Raw genomic sequence first — 20,722 nt, forward strand, 5'->3', positions numbered from 1 at the left:
ACGGCGATTTGCTATGCGGAACTTGCACGGCATGCGAAACGTGCGAAAAACCGCGTGCGAATCGCATGAAATACGCGGTACGTAAGCCCCCATGAATCCCACTCATCGTAATCCGACCAACGTTTGCGAGCAGCGATATGTCTTTGAATTCCCCAATCGAGCCGGACGCGGCCCGCCCCGAAAGCGTGGAACCGGTCACACTCTCCGACCGAGTCAACGCGGTGATCCATCCGACGGCGAACCCCTCGCCTGACGCTGCGGCGGCAACGGTAGCCAAATTCGCGGAAAAAACGGGAATGCCGCAATCGCGCAAACAGAACAGCGCAACTTTTACGCAACCCGAAACCATCGGACTGTTTGGCTCTCGCAAAGACTCCTTCTCGCAGCGTTACCACCTAACGCGACGTGGCAAACTGAAACGACTTACGCAAATCGCACAAATCGTCAACCAGTTCGACATTGTGCACGGACTGACACCCATCAAAATGCGTCTCATGCTCGAAGCGCTCGGCCCGACCTTCGTGAAAGTCGGACAGATCCTATCCATGCGATCCGAAATCCTGCCCCAATCGTTCTGCGACGAGCTGTCCAAACTGCGCGCCGATGCCGATCCTATGCCGTACGGTACGGTACTGCAGGTGCTTGAGGACGAATATGGTCGTCCTGTTGGCGAGATCTTCGAACATATCAACGCCACGCCGCTTGGCTCAGCGAGTCTTGCGCAGGTACATCGCGCGAAACTTTCCACCGGCGAGGACGTGGCCGTAAAAGTACAGCGGCCGGGAGTGCGCGAAACCATGGCACAGGATGTGTCCATTATGCGCACCATCGCACGAATAGCCGCCAAAACCATGCACAGTGCGCAAGTAGTCGATCTCTCCGGCGTGGTCGAGGAATTGTGGGACACCTTCGAATCGGAAACCGACTTTTTGATCGAAACCCGCAATTTGGCGGAATTCAAACGATTCTGCGAACGCTACAAATACATGGACTGCCCGAAGCCCTACCCGGAACTGTGTACCGAGCATGTGGTGGTCATGGACTATGTGGAGGGCATCTCCGTTTCGCACCCCAACGAACTTATTGAAGCGGGCTACGATCTGAAGGAGATAGGCACCAAACTTGTGGACAACTATGCCACGCAAGTGCTTGACGAAGGCTTCTTCCATGCGGATCCGCACCCGGGCAACATCATGGTGCGTGGCGGGCAGATCGTGCTGCTCGACCTAGGCATGACGGGTCGGCTTAATGCCAAAACCCGTTCCGTGCTGAAGGACATGATCTTTGCCGTCGCCAAACAGGATTCGCCCGCGCTTGCCGACGGTCTGCTGCGTTTCGCCGGTGCCGAGGCCGATCCGGAGGATTATCCGGCGTTATTGGCCGACTTGGACGTGATCGTCAAGGAATTCGGTACAGTGGATTTGGCCGAGCTGGATATCGCCGCCATGCTCACCGCATTGACGCAAATGGCGCAACGCCACGGCATTGAAGTGCCGAGCACCGTCACCACGGTCGGGCGTGCGCTGGTCACTTTGGAAGGCCTGCTCGACGAGTTCATTCCAGACGTGAATATGATTCAGATAATCTCCGACCATATCGCGGCAAGCACGTCGAAGAAGGATTTCGCCAAGGATGAGGCGAAATCGCTGGTTATCGAAGGTCATCAGGCGCTACACAGTCTGCTCGCTGCTGCCAATGAGCTGAAAGTGGCGTCCCGCATGCTCACGCGCGGCCAATTGCGCGTGAATATGGAGATGGTCGGCTCGCAGGAACCGATTCATCTGCTTGCCAACATGGTGAACAGGCTTACGATGGCGCTGATTGTCGTCGGATTGTTCATCGGTTCGTCGATCGTGTACTATGCGGGCATCAAACCGGTGATTTTCGGTATTCCGATCGTTGGTTTCCTCGGCTATGTGATCGCGTTCATTTTGTCCGTCTGGATCGTGTTCGATATCTACTTCAAAGGACGTTCCAACAAAAAACGGTAGTTTTTTGTGGTTCTTAGCCTCAGTCTCTGGGCTGAATGTGTGTGCTCGACACACTCAAGGTACCGCTACGCGGTCTTCGGGCCTTATCTATGCCCTATTGAGATTTTTATCTTTTCTACTGATATATGTTTTCAGAACCACGAAAGTACCAAATGGGTTTGTACGTTATCGGAGATGACGGACGCTCAACAAACAGGCGATCGCGTATTGCGTAGATGACGGCTTTTTTGTGATTTATGGGCTAATCTCAGAAGAGACAGATTCGATGGCCGCGAACGGTGCGAACCAATGCGAGAGAATGCGCGAACGGCCATGTAAGGGAGGAAAGCCCATGTCCAAATCATTCGTCAATAAAGTGTTGGCGGGCGGTGCGCTCGCCGCAGGTGCCGCAGTATGGGCGATTGCCCCGCGTACCTTCTCCGACAAGCGCCGTAATTACGTGCCGTCCATTCCCGACGTGTGGTACGCGCACCGCGGCCTGCACGACGCAGGTTCCGGCCTGACTGCGCAGTATGCCAATGAAAGCGGCGAATACGTGGCGCTCGCCCGACGTATGGCCATGAAGGCGGGCTATGGCAGTCCCAGCGTGACTGGTGCGATCGCTCCGGAGAACTCGCTTGCGGCGTTTGCCGCGGCCTGCGAGGCGGGTTACGGCATCGAACTTGACCTGCAGATGACCGCCGACGGCGAAATCGTGGTGGTGCATGACAGCGATCTGATGCGCGTCGCCGGAGATCCGCGTCGTGTGGCCGATCTTACCTACGATGAGCTGACCCGTATCCCGCTGTTCCCAACCGACGCCCCTGGTGCCGCCGTCGCCGCACCGTTGCCGGGTTCGCTTGAAAAGCCGCCGCTGGTCACCACGCCTGACAGCGCTCCGGAAGGGTATTTCCAGCATGTGCCACTGTTCGCCGACGTGCTCAAGGTAGTGGCGGGCCGTGTGCCGCTGATCGTCGAATACAAGTTCGACGACAATTCCAAGTGGAATCCGCGCGACGTCGAGCTCATGGAAAAGGGCGACGCACTGCTGCAGGCCTATTCCGGCGCGTACGTGATCGAATCGTTCAATCCGGCCGCCGTCAACTGGTATAAGGAGAACCGTCCGGAAGTATGCCGTGGTCAGCTTTCCTGGTGGCCGCAGGGGGAGGAGAAGCCGTCTGATCCTGCTGCGCTCGCCAAGGAATATGCGGCCGGTGCGTTGATTTTCGACTGGATTTCTCGCCCTGATTTCGTCGCCTACGACTGGCATGGCGGCAACAGCCCGCAGGTGCGTCTGGCTCGTTTCATGGGTGCCGTTCCCGTGTCGTGGACGGTGCGTAGCCGCGATGAGCTCGCCCAGTGCGATGACTGGTTCGACCATCATATTTTCGAGGCGTTCGTGCCTGACGAGCAGTAGAGGTTTTTACATATGATTTCGGCCTGCCACCGCATGATTTGCGTTGTGGCAGGCCGTTTTTATTCGATTTACTTGATTGACTGATTGGGTTGATTCGGTTGAGCTCTGATGCGGTCAGTCGATCACGCCATACAGACGGTCGCCGGCGTCGCCCAAGCCTGGCACGATGTAGCACTTGTCGTTGAGCTTCTCGTCGACGGCGCACAGCACCAGCTTGAACTTGATGGACGGATCGAGGTTCTCCTCAACGAACTTCAGGCCTTCCGGAGCGCCCAGAATGCACACGGCGGTAACATCCTTCGCGCCACGTTCAGCCAGGTAATGCGTTGCTGCGACCAGCGTGCCGCCGGTGGCGAGCATCGGGTCGATCAGGAAGCACTGACGGCCGCTCAGATCGTCGGGCAGACGGTTCGCATACGTGATCTGCTGGGTCGGGTTCTCCTCGTCGCGCTTCATGCCGAGGAAGCCGACTTCGGCGGACGGAATCATCTTGGTCATGCCGTCAAGCATGCCCAGGCCCGCGCGCAGCACAGGCACAATGATCGGCGCCGGGGAAGCGATGTGCTTGCCTACCATCGGAGCGACGGGGGTTTCGATCGGCTTGTCCACGACTTCGATGTCGCGGGTGGCTTCGTAAGCCTCAAGCATCACGAGCTCGGAAACGAGCTCGCGGAACGTGGAGGACGGGGTGTTCTTATCTCGAAGAACGGTGAGCTTATGGTCCACCAGCGGGTGGTTCAAAACATGAATATCCATGATTGCTAAGCGTAGTCCATAATTGCGAAGAAAAGCGCGGGAGCCGGGAAAGGAGTCAAGAAAGACGCTGAAAAATCGTATGAAAAAAGCAACGAAATTTAAGAAGAGGGAAAGCGCCGAACCACGAAAGCGCCTGTCGGCGCAAAGGCCGCTCGCAGCGGCAAAAAATGGAGCCCGGGGCTATGCATGGCCCGGCGCGAATTCCTATTCTACAGATGCTGCAGACCGCACGGTACACCGTGTCGCGAATTGATATTGCGATTGCTGTGCGGCACTTTTATTAGGGGATAAGAGAAGTGGATTGCATTACTCCAGATTGCGCTACTCCAGTTTTCCTCGCCTCCACAGATTCGCCCCATGACGAAAATCCTTGGCGGTGACAAACAGATTGCCGGCCGTGTGCATCAAGCGGGCCGCTTTCGTGCGTGCTTGCTTTTTCGTGGCGTCCGAGCTTTCCGCTTGTACGGCCTCTAAATTCACCGCATCCAAGCGTGAGGTCATATTTCGTGCTTCAATGCGCAATCCCAACGCGACCACGTCGGTGAACGCCGCCGCACGTTCCAATGCAATCGCGAAATCGCCGGTGAATGCGCCCGCCAGAATCGAATCGGCGGTGTGCGCAATGTCATCTTCCGTGGGTGCCTGGTCGACTCCGGCAATTGCCGAAGCGGTAGTTGCGACCGGTTCTCCGACGCGCCACAATCGTGCGATCGACTCACGATTCTTCCGCATCCACGTGCGCAGCACATACAGTCGCCATAGAATGCCCGGCAGCGAATCCGGCTCGGATCTGTTCCATAATTCGGCGATCACGTCAACGCCTTCGCGGTCCACCAGCGTGAGCACGCGTTCCACAAGTTCGGCGTCCTGCGTGTGGTGCACGCGATCCAGCAGCGCGGCCGCCGAGGCGTGGCTCATCTCGTTGATTTGTGCCGGATCGGCACCTCCCGCAATATTGTCGGCCATCATCTGGTCGAGCTGCCCCGGGCGGGCCGGGCGCGGCGATCCAGTGTTGGTGAAACCGGCGGAACGGCTTGGAATAACCGAGCCGGAACCGTAATGCATGTTAGTAGACAATGGGTGAAACCTTTTGAATATCGATAATGCTGGGACCTTGCGGCGTATCGATTATAAACAGCGCTACGGCGGTGCCGGTAGGCATGAACGGCGTTTTGGTGATGAGCTGCTTTGAGAGCGCTTTGCGAGCGCACAGTCCGCGCAGATGGTCAAACATACCCCCGATTACCGGTCGGTGCATGCAGATTGCCGTGGTTTCGCGGGTTTCGAGCGTGAGCTGGATCTGCTTGAGGAACGCCAGCCATGCGATGGTCGGGTGTTCGGCGAAGGCGTCTTCCGTGAGCGCGTCGATGTGTTCCATCGGGCGTTCGGTCTGCCAGCTAAGCACCTGCAGTGTTTCCTGACAGCGTAGCCATGGTGAGGTTGCGAGGCGGGTTGGGTTGTAGCAGGCAAGTTCGCGTTTGAGTGCGAATGCCGCGGCCGCGCCTTTCGGAGTGATCGGCCGGTTCGCGTCGGTGCCTTTCCATGATTTGCGCGATTCAGCCTTGGCATGGCGTACGATCAGCAGATTCTGCGCGGTCGCGGCACCCTCCTGTACGCGGTCCACGAAGATGGCGAGGGTGTCTTTATCGGTGGAATGTGTGAGGATTTTACGTGCTTCACGCACGGAAACCCACACGATATCGTTGATTTCGCCTACATCTGCGCGATGCACAGGGCCGAATGCGTCAAGCAGATGTTCCGCATCATCTCCGGAAATCGGTTGCGCCATCCAATACAACGTGTGCTTGGTGTCGACGGTGCGATCGTGTGAATGTCGGGTTTTTTTGCCTTCTTCGGACAGTGGATATTCGACTTCGCACAGATACGGGCCGAGTGCGATGGGAACGCCTGTCTCCTCGCCGATTTCTCGCACTGCGGCATGACGATGCGATTCGCCCTGCTCAAGTTTGCCTTTCGGCCAGCTCCAGTCATCGTATTTTGGTCGATGTACGATGCACACTTCAATGTTGTTGAGTTGTTCTTTTGGAGATTTCTGTGCTGCAATAGCTGGATTTTCAGCAATTTCGCTACCGGTTTTCCACCGCCATACAATACCCCCGGCGGCTTCTACGACACGTCTCATGTTCTCGCTCATATCTTTCATTGTAAGTGGTAGGCGCGGTTACCGTTCATGATTGCGCAACGAAAATGGCCGACCCCGCAATTGCAGAATCGGCCATTTTTGCGAAACTTAGTGCCTTGCCGGTCGGCGCGTATGCTTCTTGATGAGATATTCCTGGGAATCGACCAGCGGGCGACCCTCCTCATCCTTCGCATGACGCACGTAAGTGCCGTCGGCTGCCATGTGCCACGAGGTGGTGGAATCGGCCATCTGCAGATCCACGTACTTGATCAGTTCATCGACCTGCTCCGGAGCGGTGATGCGCACCAGCGCTTCGACTCGACGGTCGAGATTGCGGTGCATCAGATCGGCGGAACCGATCCACACTTCCGGACCTGCGGCCGGGCCTTCACCGATCTGTGGACCATCGGAGTTCGCGAATGCGTAGATACGGCTGTGTTCGAGGAAACGACCCAGAATGGAACGCACGCGAATGTTCTCGGAAAGTCCCGGAACACCCGGCTTGAGCGCGCAGATGCCGCGTTCCACGATGTCGATCTTCACGCCGGCTTGGCTTGCACGGTACAGTGCGTCGATGGTCTTCTCGTCAACGATGGAGTTGACCTTGATCTTGATCCATGCTTCCTTGCCTGCGCGTGCGGCATCCTCTTCGCGGCGGATGCGCTGAATCAGGCCGGAACGTACGGTACGCGGCGCCACCAGCAGACGGTGGAAGCTCGACTTCGGAGCATAGCCGGACAGCTGGTTGAACAGGCGGGTCATATCCTGACCGACCACCGGATCGCACGTCAGCAAGCCGAGATCGGTGTAAATACGGGCGGTCTTCGGGTTGTAGTTACCGGTGCCCACATGGCAGTAGCGGCGCAGGCCGTCGGCTTCCTGACGCACCACAAGGCTCAGCTTGCAGTGGGTCTTCAGTCCCACGATGCCGTACACCACGTGCACGCCTGCGCGTTCCAGCTTGCGTGCCCATGCGATGTTGGCGTCTTCGTCGAAGCGTGCCTTGATTTCGACCAGTGCCAGCACCTGCTTGCCCGCATGTGCCGCGTCGATGAGCGCGTCGATGATCGGGGAGTTGCTGGACGTACGGTACAACGTTTGCTTGATGGCGAGCACCTTCGGATCCGCCGCAGCCTGCGCTAGGAACGCCTGAACGGAGGTAGAGAACGAATCGTATGGGTGATGCAGGAGGATATCGCGTTCGCGAATCGCTGCAAAAATGTCTTGCGCGCGGGACGACTCCACCTCAGCAATCTGACGATTGGTGGTCGGCACGAACGAACGGTACTTCAAGTCCGGACGGTCGATGCCGCCAAGTTCGAAGAGCACGGTCGCATCGAGCGGTGCCGGCAGACGGTACACCTCATCGGCGCTGACACGCAGCTGGTCGGCGAGCAGTTGGGAAAGGAACGGGCTGGTCTCGTCGGAAATCTCAAGACGGATCGGCGGTCCGAAACGACGGCGCAGCAGCTCCTTCTCCATGGCGTTGAGCAGGTTCTCTGCATCATCCTCTTCCACGTCGATATCTTCGTTACGGGTGACGCGGAAGGAACGTGCTTCCTTGATGATCATGCCTGGGAACAGGGATTCCAAGTGCGCGATGATCAGATTCTCCATGGTGATGAAGCCGTAGCGCACGTCGGTGGCATCGTCGTCGGTCATGTCGTCGACGGGCACGAGACGGTTCAGGTTTCCAGGAATCTTCACTCGTGCGAAGTGGGACTTGCCGGAAGCTGGATTCTCCACGAGCACAGCGAGGTTGATGGAACCGCCGGAAATGTACGGGAACGGATGGGCCGGGTCCACGGCGAGCGGCGTCAGAACAGGGAATACCTGCTGACGGTAGTAGCGAGACAGGCGCTCCTGCTCGGCTGCGGTGAGCTTGTCCCAGCTCAGAAGCACGATCTGTTCCTTCGCCAGGTCGGGAAGAATGTGATCGATCATGTAGTGCGCGTGCTCGTCCTGCAGGCGGTGCGCCTGCTCGCTGATGGCGCGCAGCTGCTGCCTTGGGCTCAATCCGGAGGCTGCCGTCACGGCGATGCCGGTGTCGATGCGGCGCTTCAGGCCTGCGACGCGAACCATGAAGAACTCGTCGAGGTTGTTCGCGAAGATCGCGGCGAAGCTTGCGCGTTCAATGATCGGCAGGTCCTCGTCCTGAGCGAGTTCGAGGACGCGCTTGTTGAACTTCAGCCAGCTCAACTCGCGGTCGAAGAAGCGGTCGTTCGGCAACGGCTCTTCGCCGGCCTGAAGCTCACGCTTATCGTTTTTATCGGTCTCGGCGATATGCTCAGCTATCTGGCTGCGCAAGATCGCCTTTGAGGGTGCGTCAAAAATCTGTGCCATACTTTCCTACTTTATCCTTAAGTAGCGGGACATGCCGTCAAAAGCGTCAAAATTTAGCAGGAGTTAACATTCGTTCGTTCGTATGCAAAATAAAGTGTCGACACGCCGTCTTTTTGCAGCAAACGCACGCAATCAAACAAACACGCCGCGCGTTTCGCACATGATGAAACATTTTCGTGATTCTTGCGATCGCAAAGCAACAGTTGCGATAAATAGGGAACATCAGCCGATTTCGGTTTGCGATTGCCGGATTGCTGAGCATAATTACAAAGTACAAGAACAACTTAAGAGCAGAGCCCACAAAGAGTGTATGGCCAAGATAGGTCGTTACGTTGGACGGGCATTGGATAGACTTACCGTTACGACGATGTTGTTGTGCAGAGATTCTGCTTTTAAAGTTTCTTGCAAGGAAGGCCCGCTTCGGCGGGTCTTCCTTTTTGTTTTTTTTTTAAGCGTGCTGGCATGTGTCCGTCCCGTTTTCCGAAGGGAATCAACAGACGTGGATACTTGATGCCCTGTGGATAGCTGTGGATGACACGCCGTGGTTGTGGATAACTAGCGTCCTCCGACCACAGGGCCGGTTCGGCTTGCGATGGTATGCATCGGGACTTTTCAATCGACGGTATGAGTAACGCAACGTCTTTTCCTAATATGCCTCCGGTACCACTGCCGTCGGGCGGACTGATGCCGGTCGCGAGCTCGGCCACATCGCGATCGGCACCTCCGGCGCAGCGCAGAACCGTCTCTCCGCAACGGTTCTATACGTCACCTGGATTAGTCCAAGGCGGAGCGACACCGGTCGGCGCGATGCCTGGAACGTACGGCATGGTTGTCGAGCGTGGCCGTACGGTGCGAGAACAACGCTGCGATGTGAGCAATGTGGTAATCGTTGACTCCGTGGTGGCGGGAGTGGGAGCGAGCACCCTGGCGGCCATCTTGGCTCGTGAGCTGAACGAGCGTGGACTCAAATGCGTACTTGTCGATGCCGATCTGCAAGGCGGAGGCCTTGACGTGCTTCTCGGCGTGGAAAACGAGGACGGCTCGCGACTTGGGGAAATCAGTGCACCGCTTGGCACCATCGACGGCAAGGCGTTGCTGCGGGAGCTGCCAGTCTGGGATGGCGTACCACTGCTGTCCTGCGATCCCTGGAAAACCGAAAATCCGCAATCCTGGGAAGTGCAGGCATGCATTCGTGCGCTATCGCAGGTACGTAGCGCGGTCATCGTCGACATGGGGCAATGGAACGGACTGCAAGATCTGACAGAACTACGACAGGCCATCCGCATCACCGTGGTCGAAATGACGGTACTTGGCCTTGCCCGTGCCAAAGCGAACATGCAGTCGCAACGTAATCTAAGCGATCCAATCGGAGAACACGATGCCGCAACGCAGGAACGGGAGTTTCTTGTAGGCATGCAACCGCGCGGAACCATACGCGACCATGGTGTGACGGCGGTCGAGGAAGCGGCGGAATATCTCGACTGCGATATCACCGCGTTCATCACAACGGACGCCAAACTTTGTAGCGAACTGTTGGAAGGGCTCGGACTTCGCAAACCTAATCGTGCGAACGCAAAAGCCATCGCAACGCTGGCTGATCTCATTCAGGAGGCATTGGGAGAAAAGAGCGTCAACCATGGAACTCGGCCCGCTTAGCGACATCGCATCCGAACCGGGCGTCACCGACATTGCGGTGACCTGCGACGGCACCGTATGGGTGGATTGCGGCCAAGGGATGCGGCCGTACGCGTTGCGTGTGCCATTCGCCAATCCGCAAGCCATACGCGATTTCGCCGTACGATTGTGCTCGCAGCTCGGCAGAAGGCTCGACGACGCATGCCCGATAGCCGACGCCTCCACCGTGGAAGGCGTGCGCGTGCACGCGGTTATCGCACCGCTCGTTCCACAAGGTGCGGCCATCAGCATACGATTGCCGGACGCGGTTGCTCCCAGTCTGGAATCCTTGGCGAAAAACGGCATGTTTCCAAGCAAATGGATGCCTTTGCTGGAAGGATTCGTGGAACGCAAGGCTAGCGTGCTTGTGACCGGTGGCACCGGAGCTGGCAAAACCACTCTGCTCAAGGCAATGCTCATGCGATGTGCGCCGGGGGAGCGCATCATCACTGTGGAAGAGGTGCGCGAACTTGGCATGCTCGACCACGACAATCGCGTGTCGCTGGTGACGCGAGACGCCAACATGGAGGGCAAAGGTGCCATAGGACTGTCGCAATTGATATGCGCGACATTGCGAATGCGACCTGATCGCATTGTGGTGGGCGAATGCCGAGGCGGAGAAATCGTGGACCTGTTGCGCGCGCTGAATTCCGGGCATCGCGGAGGTATGACCACCTTGCATGCCAACCAAGTAGCAGCGGTCCCTTCGCGACTGGTGGCATTGGGACTGCTTGCCGGGTTGAATCCGCAGGCTACTTCGGCGCTTGCTCAAGACGCATTTGACGTGGTGCTGCATGTGGGTCGGGTGGGAGGGCGTCGGCGCATCACGCAAATCGGGCGGCTCGAATTTGCGGAAGGCAAACTGCGTGGAAACCTGCTGTCCGGATGGAACGGCAGCCAAATGCGGGCCTCTCAGCAGTGGCCCGATTTCGTACGTGCATGGAGTCGTTGAATCGAGGTGGATGGATGGGAAGTCTTGGCGTTATCGCCGCGATATTGTTCGGACTGGCCGTATGGCTATGGCCACGCCGAAACACATACGATGTAGGTGAACGAACGGGAGATGGTCCGGGGTGCGCAGTCGGTCGATGGAGTGAGGAACATGGCGGGAAGCAGGGATTGAACCCCGAAGGAATCGACGACTTGAATGAGTCGGCGAGCGCATTGCCCGCCATCGGATGTATGGCATGTGTGGCGTCTCTGCGAGCCTCCGTGCGTAGCGGAGCCACATTGGTGCAGGCGTTCGAAGAACTTGGAGGAACGCCGTTCGCCACGGCTGAACTCACCAGACTGCGCATAACCATGGTGATCCGCAGTCGATGCCCGCCCAACGAGCAATCCGGGAGATTCGGGCAATCCGGCCAAGTCGAACGACTGAGCGGCGAGTTGTATGCGGCCTGCCAGCTGAGCCTGACGCTCGGATGCGAAACTGGCCGTTGCCTGCAGGCGGTGGCTGAATCATTGAAACGGCAACGATTATTGGATGATTTGCGTTCCAACGCGTTCGCCATGCCCAAGGCGACGGTGAAACTCCTGATGGCGTTGCCGCTGCTCACTGTGCTCTTGGGAGAAGGTATGGGCGCGCATTCATTGGCTTTCCTTGTTTCAGGTGTCAAAGGCTTGGCATGTCTCGGATTTGCTCTCTGTTGCTACACATTCGGACTTATCTGGATACGTGCGTTGATGCGGCAGGATGATATGAAAGGAGCCATGTGATGACTGGCTTATGGATGCTGACGGCGGTGGTGTGCGCGGCTGAGGCGATATGGCTGAAGCAGTGGAGGCCGGTTCGCGCGCCTTCTGACCTTGCGCTCGCCGAGCGAATGCGGGAACTTCCTCTGCCGTTGATATTAGAGATGCTCAGCGTCGCCATACGGCAGGGATCTTCCATTCCACGTGCGCTGATTGCTGTGGGAGATATTGCGGCAGGAGAATTCGGCGCGGGACTACGATCGGCCGGAGAACAGTTGAACAAAGGTGTTTCCTGGGATGATGCGTGGCCGGATCATGGCGATCTTGCGGTAGTACGCGATGCGTTCGCCTCCTCATGGCACAGTGGCGCCTCTCCAGTGGAACGTTTGGAAACAGCCGTCGAACAATTGGATTGGGATGAGCGCGCGCAGATCGAACAGGCTGCGGCGAAATTGTCGGTTCGTCTGTTGTTGCCGACCGGATTGTGTTTTCTTCCCGCATTTGTTGCGGTTGGAATCATTCCGTCCGTCATGTCGTTTGTGCAATGACGATGTGCGCGTAACGATAGCGGAAAAGCGGGGAATGTCGAGATCCGATAATTCACGAAGTTTTGTGGATAACTGTGGATGACACGCCGAGGGTGTGGATAACTTACGTCCTCCGACCACAACCCCGGAAAAACGTTCCTGCGAGCGTGATGATGCGCAACACTGGGTGCACTCGGCCGTCCGGCCGGGGTTGTTCGAACGAAAGGAACGCCATGAACAACGTAACGCCAATCAAAGTCGATGGCTTGCTAGGCCTGATGGGCAGGGCAGGGCAACGGCTGCATGCCATGCGGGAACGGGCCGACAAGGCGATATGCCTGTTGGATGCGCGTATGCGCACGCTGACCGCCGAACCGGAAGAAGGCGCCGCCACCGCCGAATATGCGGTGGTGCTGGTTGCCGCCACCGGATTCGCAGCCGTTTTGGTGGGCATTATGAAATCCGATGCCATCAAAACGCTGCTGACCAACATCATCAAGAAAGCGCTGAGCGTCGGGTGATTCATGCTGAGGCAATGGTGGAAACGCCATACCGATGATGCCGATGAGGGAGCGGCCACCGCGGAATTCGCGGTGGTGCTCCCCTGCGTGGCGGCGGTGGCGATTTTGGTGTTGTGTCTGGGGCGCGCATCCGTGGTGTCGATGAACTGCCAGGATGCGGCCGCGGCCGGTGCGCGGGCCTTCGCGGTTGATGATGCCGGCGGCGAATCGAAAGCAAGGGCTGCTGCTGTGGCTGCGGCCGGCGATTCGGCGACAGTACGGTTTGACCGTGGTGCGGATTTCGTCACCGTTACGGTGCAATGCCCTGTAATACCTGACCCAACCGGTGTGCTTCCCGCACGGGTCACAGGCAAAGCGACCCGCTACTTCTAGCGCCTCGCCTTGTGTCTGCGTGATGCGGGGCTGCTGGGGTGTGGGCTATACGTGGGTCTTCGGTGTCGAAAACTTGCAAGCACGACATGCGAAACATGCCGTGAAACACTGCTGGAGAGCATCCGATGGATGCGAATCAGAAAGGAATGTATGATGTGAAACGCTTTGTGAAACATTGGTTTGCTTGGATTCGCCGATCCGATGAAGGTTCGGGAACCATATCCGGTGTGGCGCTGATCGCGGTGACGGCCATAATGCTGAGTGCGGTCGCGTCGGCAGGCAATCTGTTGCTTTGCCTGCATCACGCGCAGAATGCGGCCGACCTAGCGTCGGTGGCGGCGGCCAACGCGCTATATGGAGGCTCTGCCGACCCCTGTTACGTGGCGGAACGTACCATTTACGGTAATAATGCGACGATCGGATCCTGCACGATAGAAGGTGAGGATGTGTTGATCGAAGCGCAGATCGGTACGCAAGTGCCATTCGTATCCCACGTCAGCAAGCGGTCGAGAGCGGGACCGATCGTCTGCGAATAAGTATCGCCTGGAAAAGCGTCTCATGGCGGAAAATCGTCACGCAAAACGTGGTCATCTGTCTGGAAAGCCGTTCATATGTGGCGTGTGACGCGAATTGCGATTATCGTACTGAAGTATGAGCGAAACGTCCTGTGTGAATGCGACCGTTGCCGTTGTCGGCAATCCGACGTCGAACAAAGGCAAGGGCGCTGAAGTCGGCAATCAGGTGATCGGTCTGCTGCGGGAAGCCGGGCGCAAGCATGGCTTCAACGTTATCGATGCAACCGGTGAGAGTTTTGAAGGCTCTTTGCTGAACGCCAGAAACCGTAGAGACGAATATGACTACTTGGTGGTGGTCGGCGGTGACGGCATGATTGCGCTCGGCGCCAATGCCGTGGGCTGCTCCGGCAAGCCGCTTGGCATAGTGGCGACGGGTTCTGGCAACGATTTCGCGCGTGGACTTGAACTGCCGGTCAATCGTGTGGAAACCGCTGTCGATGGCATTGTCGGCGCGATTGTTCGCGGCACGCATATTGACGTCGATATGGGCTTGGCCACGTCGTTGCAGGGTGGATATGCCGTCGATTCCAGCACCGGTGATGAGTTGGTCGGAGATTCGGATGTGCCATTGCATCCGGCGGTCAATCGCTTCTATGCGGGCATGCTCTCGTGCGGTTTGGATGCGAGCATCAACGACCGTGCGAACCACTCGCGTTTGCCGAACGGTTCGTTGCGTTATTTCGCGGCCGTGCTTGTGGAATTGACTCATATGAAGCAGTACGGGTACCACGTCAAAGCCACGTTGGCCGATGGCACGGTGGAAGAGAAAGACATTATCTCGCCGCTGCTCACGGTGGCAAATTCGCGGCATATCGGTGGTGGCATTGAGGTCTCGCCGTATTCGCGGTTCTCTGATGGCTTGCTTGATTTGGTGTGGCTCGACCATGTGCCCAATGTCGCCGAATGCGCGGATGCGGTGGCGCGCGCCTACAGCGGCAAGATCCTCGGATGCAAAGTGTTTGGCTGGAAGCGTGTGCGCGATATCGAAATCACCCGCGCGCAAGAGGGTGACGAGCCGCCGGTCTTGATGGCGGACGGCGAATATGTTGGTCGCCTGCCTGTCAAGGTCGTGGCCCAGGGGCGTGCGTTGCGTGTGCTCGTGCCGCCGGCCGTGGTGGAAAGCCAAGCTTCCAATACCGAGGAAAAAGTGCTGGAAATCATCAAACGAGACCATCGCGACCCGATTACCGGCGAATTTCTTCAGTGATCTTCAGCGACGTGCGGTGATCTGCAGTGTGACAGCAGCCAGCGTGTGCTGTTGCGTGACATCAAATATGTCGTAAGTAATTTCTTGTCGATAATAGAAATCCGATATTCGTGAGAATTGCATCTTACGAATACCGGATTTTCTGTAATTAGCGAATGGCGTAATTAGCGAATGCTGTAACTAGCGAACGCGGATTGGGATTAGGCGGCGACTTTTTGGCGGGCGATGGCCTGCTCGTAGTCGCGGGTGCCCTTGAAGACTTCCTGCAGCCACGGGTTGACGTGCTGCTTCTTCGCACGGTACAGGATGTAGCCGAGTGCGAGCACGTTGGCCACGAGTGCGATGATCGACACGGTCAGATTCACGTTCGGATTGTTCACCGACTGCACGGCGAACTTGGACTCATCCTGGAACATGGGGAACACTTGCGCGAACATGCACCAGATGGCGAGCGTGTTGGCGCGGTTCTGAATCCAGCCGCCCTTGTTCCAGAAGAAGTTTGCCACGGTCGGGGCGAGCAGCAGCGCGAGGCCGCAGTACCAGGAGTGGGTTGGCAGGCAGTTGTAGGTGTAGCAGAAGTTCCAAATATCGTATGCGACGATGAACACCCAGGTCATGTCGGGCCAAAGCATGTCCTGCTTCTTCTTCGACACGTAAATGCCGAACCAGCCGGTCATGCAGGCGATGTTGATCAGGCCGGCAACGCCGTTGAACACGTTGTGCCAGCCGCCATACAGCGTCACGCCTTCGGTGGAAACCCACGTGGTACCCCAGGCGCGAATGGCGGATTCGAAGTCGGAGACCACGGCGATGAGAATGTTGATGGCCACGATCACGAACGGGAAGCATTTGAACCACTCGGACTTGCCGATCTTGCCCCACTTGTATTTGAGCGCCATGAAGCCGATGCAGCCCGCGGTGGCAGCATACAGTTTGGCATAGTGGAACCAGCTGGTCATATGAACGTAGGTCGGGTTGTTGAGCGCCCACTCGGCGCCCATAGCGGCGGCCGCGTAAATGGTGATGAAGTAGATGGTCAGAATGGCCGGCACGATCAGGAACGCGACCACGCCACCGGTTTTGGTGCGGCGGGCCAGCTCATTGGCACCGATGAGGCAGCAGAATACGAGGATCCAGCCGATCCACTGGTATACGGCGGTGTCGCCATAGACTTGGAACAACATCGCTTTTCCTTTCTCTCGACACGCATGTGCGCGCGGGTTGATTCCGCGTTTACATGTATTCGTTCAGGTGCAGCGTCTGCGCTGCGACCTGTCTGATGACGGTGTCTTCAATGTCTGGGTGCAGTCTGATCAGCGAAATCAGTCCAACGATGAGCGTGTAGAACGTCTCATGTTCGTTGGAGATGGGCATGCCATGCAGTTTTTCGAAATCACGTACGGTTGAACTGCAGATGTATTCCGCAATGCGATCGGCCACGAGGTCGATGAATTTGATGTACAGTCCCGCGTTGCCGTCTTCGATCATGCGCTGGCTGAACGGTCCCTCATCGGCGATGAGGGACCGGGTCAGTCGCACCACGTCGTCGAGCGCTTTCGAAATATTGCCGACTTCGCGATTCGCGTTCCACTCTTCCAAGTGTGTGATGACTTCGTCGATAACGTCGTCGAGTACGGCGTCCGCGACTTGGTCCTTGTCTTGGAAATAGTGATAGAAGAGAGATCTGGTCATGCCGACGCGACTTGCGATGTCGCTGATAGTGACTTTAGAAAAGCCCTTTTCCAGGCAAAGTTCGCGGGCTGCGTGCACGATTTGCGCACGGCGTGCGTCTCCGACTGTCATCGCGGAAGCGTTGTGCTGTCCGTCCATGGCTCTCTCCTTCGCTTGAGTGGCGTCTCTCACCTACGCGACACGTTGACACTCTGTCAATTTCTTGACTGTCCCCAGTCTAAACCTGAAATTGACACTCTGTCAATTTTGGAATGTCGGTGTTGCTGTATCCAGCTTAAACTCCATCGTGAGCCTTTTCTTTCGGGACACGCGCCCACACCTGCGCGAGTATGCGGTTCGACGGTTTTCGGCGCCCGCACGTGTCGTAATTAATCGGTAGCCTAGTGGCACTACTGCGGAAGGAATTGCGATGGCACTGGCACTCTATAGAAGGTATCGTCCCGACACGTTCGACGGCGTGATCGGTCAGGACCAGGTCACGGTTCCGTTGATGCGCGCGCTCGACGAGAACAAGCTCACGCACGCCTACCTGTTCTCCGGTCCGCGCGGTTGCGGCAAAACCAGTTCCGCCCGCATTCTTGCACGGTGCGTCAACTGTGCGAAAGGTCCGACCTCGCATCCGTGCGGTGAATGTGAAAGCTGTAAGGATCTCGCTACGGGCGGTCCCGGTTCCATCGATGTGGTGGAAATCGACGCGGCTTCGCATAACGGCGTGGACGATGCCCGCGAACTGCGTGAGCGCGCTGGTTTCGCTCCGGCCCGCGACCGCTACAAGATCTTCATTCTCGACGAGGCCCACATGGTCACGCCGCAAGGTTTCAACGCGCTGCTGAAAATCGTGGAGGAGCCGCCGGAGCATGTGATGTTCATCTTCGCCACCACCGAACCAGACAAGGTGATCGGCACCATCCGCTCGCGCACCCACCATTACCCGTTCCGCCTGGTGCCGAAGGAGGTCATGGGACCGTACCTCGAGCAGATCTGCGAAGACGAGCATATCGAGGCCGAGCCGGGCGTTCTACGTCTTGCCATGCGTGCCGGCGGCGGTTCCGTGCGAGACACACTTTCCGTGCTTGACCAGCTCATGGTTGGTGCGGTTGACGGCAGCATCGCATACGATTCCGCGGTTGCGTTGCTCGGTTTCACGCCCGACGCCCTGATTGGCGAGGCCGTCGACGCCGTTGCCGACAAAAACGGCGAAGCACTGTATGGCGTGATTCAGAAGGTTGTGGTCGGCGGTTTCGATCCCCGTCGATTCGTTGAGGATTTGCTTGCCCGGGTGCGCGATTTGCTGGTGCTCACGTTGGGTGGAGCGCGCGCGGAAAGCGTGCTTTCCGACGATGCGGCCGCCGAGAACGTGGATGATTTGCGTCGTCAGGCTTCCGCTTTGGGATTATCCGCGTTGACGCAGATGGCTGACACGATCAATGCGACGCTTGCCAATATGACCGGTGCGATTTCGCCGCGCATGCGACTGGAATTGCTTGCCGCGCGCTTGCTGGCCGGGCGTGAGGAAGGGGTGGCTGCCGTTGCGTCATCTTCCGGTATGCCTGATTTTGCTGGCGATTCCGAGGCTTCTGCCGCTGCAGAATCGCTGCGTGGATCCATGACCGGCTCGCGTCGCCGTGCGGCGAGACGTACCGCCGGCGTTCAGCCACAGGATTCCGCATCGGCAATTGATGCTTCTTCCGCGCCTGTGAAACCGGCTGTGCAGCCGTCTGCGGCGCCGATGAATCCCGCCGACGCCGTCGCTTCCGGTGTGGCTTCCATGCTTGCGGATGTTCAGCAGGCGATGAATGCGACGTCTTCCGTCGCGGCCGCTGCGCCTGCCGCGGCTCCGGCGCCTGCGGCAACTTCCATACCTGCTCCAGTACATGACGACCGCACCCCCGACCAGAAGTGGGATGCTTTGGTGGCCGCACTTCCTGAGGATGTGCGCGGTTATGTGAACCGAGAAAAAGTGCCTCGTGTGCTGTTGCGTGGTGACAGCTTGTGGATCAAATTCGACAAGGCGCTCAGCAAATACGCGTTCGCCAAGGGCGTGGCGAAGGAGTCGGTGGAAGGAACCACCGAAGTGGTGAAAATCGTCCGTGCCGAAGTGCATAAGGTGTTTGGCCCGAATGTCACGCTTGCCCCCGCCAAAAAGCTGGCGGACGGTTCCGAATCGGTGCCGTGGAGCAAGCTTAGTCCGGAAGAGCAAAGCAAGATCAACGTGCAGCTGGCGCAGGAGCGACTCAAATCCGCAACACTGCTGACGGCGAATCTTGGCACCGCCGCAAGTCTTGAATCCTCCGGCAAAGAACCGGCAGACGAGGGCGCGCAGAAAACCGAGAATGGCGGTAATGCAGAGGATTCTAACGATGAGGAGGGTCACCGAGCCGTTGCGGACGCAACCGCCGAAAACGATCCATGGGCGGTCTCACAGCAGACCGCAGTAGTCCCATCGCAACTGGATGACGATCCGTGGGCCGTGCCAGCGCAACAGGTGCAACCGCAATCGGTGATCGCAAGCGGCGTCAACGACGTGAAAGCGCCGGAGCAACACGTGAAACATGTGGCCGTTCCCGATACCAGTGATAACGTCGATCCGTGGGCCGTGCCAGCGCCGGTACCGCAGCAGCCGCCGGTGGACGACGATCCTTGGGGTGCCCCCATGCCAGTTCAGGCAGGGCCGGCGGACGCTATGTCCGTGTCAACGGAATCTGAAACGGCCTCCAAGCATGCCAATCATCAGCATCGCGCACCTCGGCAGGAAGCGGCGTCTCAGCAAAACCAGCCGAACGCCGACCCATGGAGCCAACAGTTCTCCACGCCTGCGCAGCCAACACCGCAGGTCGCCGCGGAAGATGACGAATATTCCATGAGCGACGAATCGATCGGAGCATCCAACGCGTTAAGCGTTGACGATTTGACACGACTATTCGAAGTGAAAAAAGTCGAGGATTTCGGCCCCGACGACGCCAAAAACCCGCGCAACATGCAGCAGAAGAAGAATCTCGACGATTAGCGGCACAATCGCGAATCCTACGGGAATGACCGCGAATCTTACGGCAACCAAGGAAAGGTGAACCATGGCACTGGCCTATGACGGCGCCATCCAACGACTGATCGACGCATTCGCGCACCTGCCCGGCATCGGGCCGAAAGGCGCGCAACGCATCGCCTTCTACCTGCTCAACGCATCCGACGAGGAATCGCAGACCCTGATCGACGCCATCACCGAAGTCAAGGAAAAAATACGATTCTGCGATGTTTGCGGCAACGTGTGCGAAACCAGTCCATGCCCGATCTGCGTCGATCCGCGCCGCGACCATAGCGTGATTTGCGTGGTCGAAGAACCGAAAGACGTGATGAGCATCGAACGCACACGCGAATATCGCGGCCTATACCACGTGCTCGGCGGCGTCATCAATCCGATGGCCAACGTGCAGCCAAGCGACCTCAACATCGCCAAACTCATCGAACGGCTCAAAGACAGCGAAGTCACCGAAGTGATTCTCGCGCTCAATCCGAACGTGGAAGGCGAGGCGACCACCAGTTTCCTTTCGCAGCTGCTGTCGCAAACCGACATCAAGGTCACGCGCTTGGCGAGCGGTCTGCCGGTCGGCGGCGACCTCGAATATGCCGACGAAATCACGCTCGGACGTGCGTTGGCCGGGCGTCGTGCGGTCTGACATCACATTCGCCACATGCGTTACATATGCCGGCATATGCTGGCGGCTATTGGCGATTGCTGGCGATTGCGTAGGCGTTGCGCAGGCGATTCGCCAAAGATTTCGTGCGAAACTTACGCTGAAGAATCGTACGAAACTCACGCCGGAATATTGCGTGGA

18 protein-coding genes are annotated in these 20,722 nt (G+C 57.8%); 12 read left to right on the forward strand and 6 right to left on the reverse strand.

Annotation, left to right across the window (positions count from 1 at the left end; translation table 11 throughout):
* Positions 1-137: 137 nt before the first annotated feature.
* Both WMO36_RS03640 and WMO36_RS03645 read left to right on the forward strand, forming a co-directional pair.
* Positions 138-1,991 (forward strand): ABC1 kinase family protein, encoded by a 1,854-nt coding sequence (locus WMO36_RS03640; protein ID WP_260847209.1) that lies wholly within the window; start codon positions 138-140, stop codon positions 1,989-1,991.
* A 331-nt stretch (positions 1,992-2,322) separates the two neighbouring features.
* Complete coding sequence (locus tag WMO36_RS03645) at positions 2,323-3,387, forward strand: glycerophosphodiester phosphodiesterase family protein (RefSeq protein WP_099595803.1); 1,065 nt, start codon at positions 2,323-2,325, stop codon at positions 3,385-3,387.
* Between the two features lie 114 nt (positions 3,388-3,501).
* Here the strand turns inward: WMO36_RS03645 and upp are convergent, their stop codons facing one another.
* The 4 genes from upp to WMO36_RS03665 form a co-directional block, all read right to left on the reverse strand.
* Complete coding sequence (upp, locus tag WMO36_RS03650) at positions 3,502-4,143, reverse strand: uracil phosphoribosyltransferase (protein WP_039196723.1); 642 nt, start codon at positions 4,141-4,143, stop codon at positions 3,502-3,504.
* A 321-nt stretch (positions 4,144-4,464) separates the two neighbouring features.
* Positions 4,465-5,208, reverse strand: a complete 744-nt coding sequence (locus tag WMO36_RS03655; RefSeq protein ID WP_291788799.1) for a hypothetical protein — start codon at positions 5,206-5,208, stop codon at positions 4,465-4,467.
* A 1-nt stretch (position 5,209) separates the two neighbouring features.
* On the reverse strand, positions 5,210-6,307 hold the full coding sequence (locus WMO36_RS03660) for an NUDIX hydrolase (protein ID WP_349076838.1): 1,098 nt from the start codon (positions 6,305-6,307) through the stop codon (positions 5,210-5,212).
* 87 nt (positions 6,308-6,394) lie between these two features.
* Positions 6,395-8,629 carry an RNA degradosome polyphosphate kinase gene (locus WMO36_RS03665; RefSeq protein ID WP_250779504.1) on the reverse strand — a complete coding sequence of 745 codons (2,235 nt, stop codon included), beginning with the start codon at positions 8,627-8,629 and terminating at the stop codon, positions 6,395-6,397.
* Positions 8,630-9,454: 825 nt separating this feature from the next.
* On the opposite strand from WMO36_RS03665, the gene WMO36_RS03670 reads away from it, so the two are divergent.
* The 8 genes from WMO36_RS03670 to WMO36_RS03705 all read left to right on the forward strand — a co-directional run bounded on the left by WMO36_RS03670 (position 9,455) and on the right by WMO36_RS03705 (position 15,197).
* Positions 9,455-10,285, forward strand: a complete 831-nt coding sequence (locus tag WMO36_RS03670) for a P-loop NTPase (RefSeq protein ID WP_349076882.1) — start codon at positions 9,455-9,457, stop codon at positions 10,283-10,285.
* Entirely contained in the window at positions 10,266-11,255 is a 990-nt protein-coding gene (locus WMO36_RS03675; protein WP_300760664.1) for a TadA family conjugal transfer-associated ATPase, read from the forward strand. Before WMO36_RS03670 ends, WMO36_RS03675 begins: the two co-directional genes overlap by 20 nt.
* Before the next feature lie 14 nt (positions 11,256-11,269).
* Positions 11,270-12,019, forward strand: a complete 750-nt coding sequence (locus WMO36_RS03680) for a type II secretion system F family protein (RefSeq protein ID WP_435374541.1) — start codon at positions 11,270-11,272, stop codon at positions 12,017-12,019.
* On the forward strand, positions 12,019-12,543 hold the full coding sequence (locus WMO36_RS03685; RefSeq protein WP_144090861.1) for a type II secretion system F family protein: 525 nt from the start codon (positions 12,019-12,021) through the stop codon (positions 12,541-12,543). The genes WMO36_RS03680 and WMO36_RS03685 overlap by 1 nt, the downstream gene beginning before the upstream one ends.
* Before the next feature lie 212 nt (positions 12,544-12,755).
* A complete protein-coding gene (locus WMO36_RS03690) occupies positions 12,756-13,043 on the forward strand; it encodes a DUF4244 domain-containing protein (RefSeq protein WP_294685996.1) in 288 nt (95 codons plus the stop codon).
* A 3-nt stretch (positions 13,044-13,046) separates the two neighbouring features.
* Entirely contained in the window at positions 13,047-13,415 is a 369-nt protein-coding gene (locus tag WMO36_RS03695) for a TadE family type IV pilus minor pilin (RefSeq protein WP_316102929.1), read from the forward strand.
* Between the two features lie 146 nt (positions 13,416-13,561).
* Complete coding sequence (locus tag WMO36_RS03700; protein ID WP_349076884.1) at positions 13,562-13,951, forward strand: Rv3654c family TadE-like protein; 390 nt, start codon at positions 13,562-13,564, stop codon at positions 13,949-13,951.
* A gap of 115 nt (positions 13,952-14,066) precedes the next feature.
* On the forward strand, positions 14,067-15,197 hold the full coding sequence (locus WMO36_RS03705) for a diacylglycerol/lipid kinase family protein (RefSeq protein WP_144165622.1): 1,131 nt from the start codon (positions 14,067-14,069) through the stop codon (positions 15,195-15,197).
* A gap of 200 nt (positions 15,198-15,397) precedes the next feature.
* Here WMO36_RS03705 and WMO36_RS03710 read toward each other — a convergent pair whose 3' ends face one another.
* Both WMO36_RS03710 and WMO36_RS03715 read right to left on the reverse strand, forming a co-directional pair.
* Positions 15,398-16,381, reverse strand: a complete 984-nt coding sequence (locus WMO36_RS03710; protein WP_099571099.1) for a DUF5692 family protein — start codon at positions 16,379-16,381, stop codon at positions 15,398-15,400.
* 49 nt (positions 16,382-16,430) lie between these two features.
* Positions 16,431-17,027 carry a TetR/AcrR family transcriptional regulator gene (locus WMO36_RS03715; protein WP_099571098.1) on the reverse strand — a complete coding sequence of 199 codons (597 nt, stop codon included), beginning with the start codon at positions 17,025-17,027 and terminating at the stop codon, positions 16,431-16,433.
* Between the two features lie 271 nt (positions 17,028-17,298).
* Between WMO36_RS03715 and dnaX the strand changes: the two genes are divergently transcribed.
* Positions 17,299-19,896 carry a DNA polymerase III subunit gamma/tau gene (dnaX, locus tag WMO36_RS03720; protein WP_349076846.1) on the forward strand — a complete coding sequence of 866 codons (2,598 nt, stop codon included), beginning with the start codon at positions 17,299-17,301 and terminating at the stop codon, positions 19,894-19,896.
* Positions 19,897-19,960: 64 nt separating this feature from the next.
* Positions 19,961-20,563, forward strand: coding sequence for a recombination mediator RecR (recR, locus tag WMO36_RS03725; RefSeq protein WP_099571096.1), 603 nt, complete (start codon positions 19,961-19,963; stop codon positions 20,561-20,563).
* Positions 20,564-20,722 lie beyond the last annotated feature (159 nt).

Source organism: Bifidobacterium hominis (genome assembly GCF_040095915.1).
Lineage (GTDB): Bacteria > Actinomycetota > Actinomycetes > Actinomycetales > Bifidobacteriaceae > Bifidobacterium > Bifidobacterium hominis.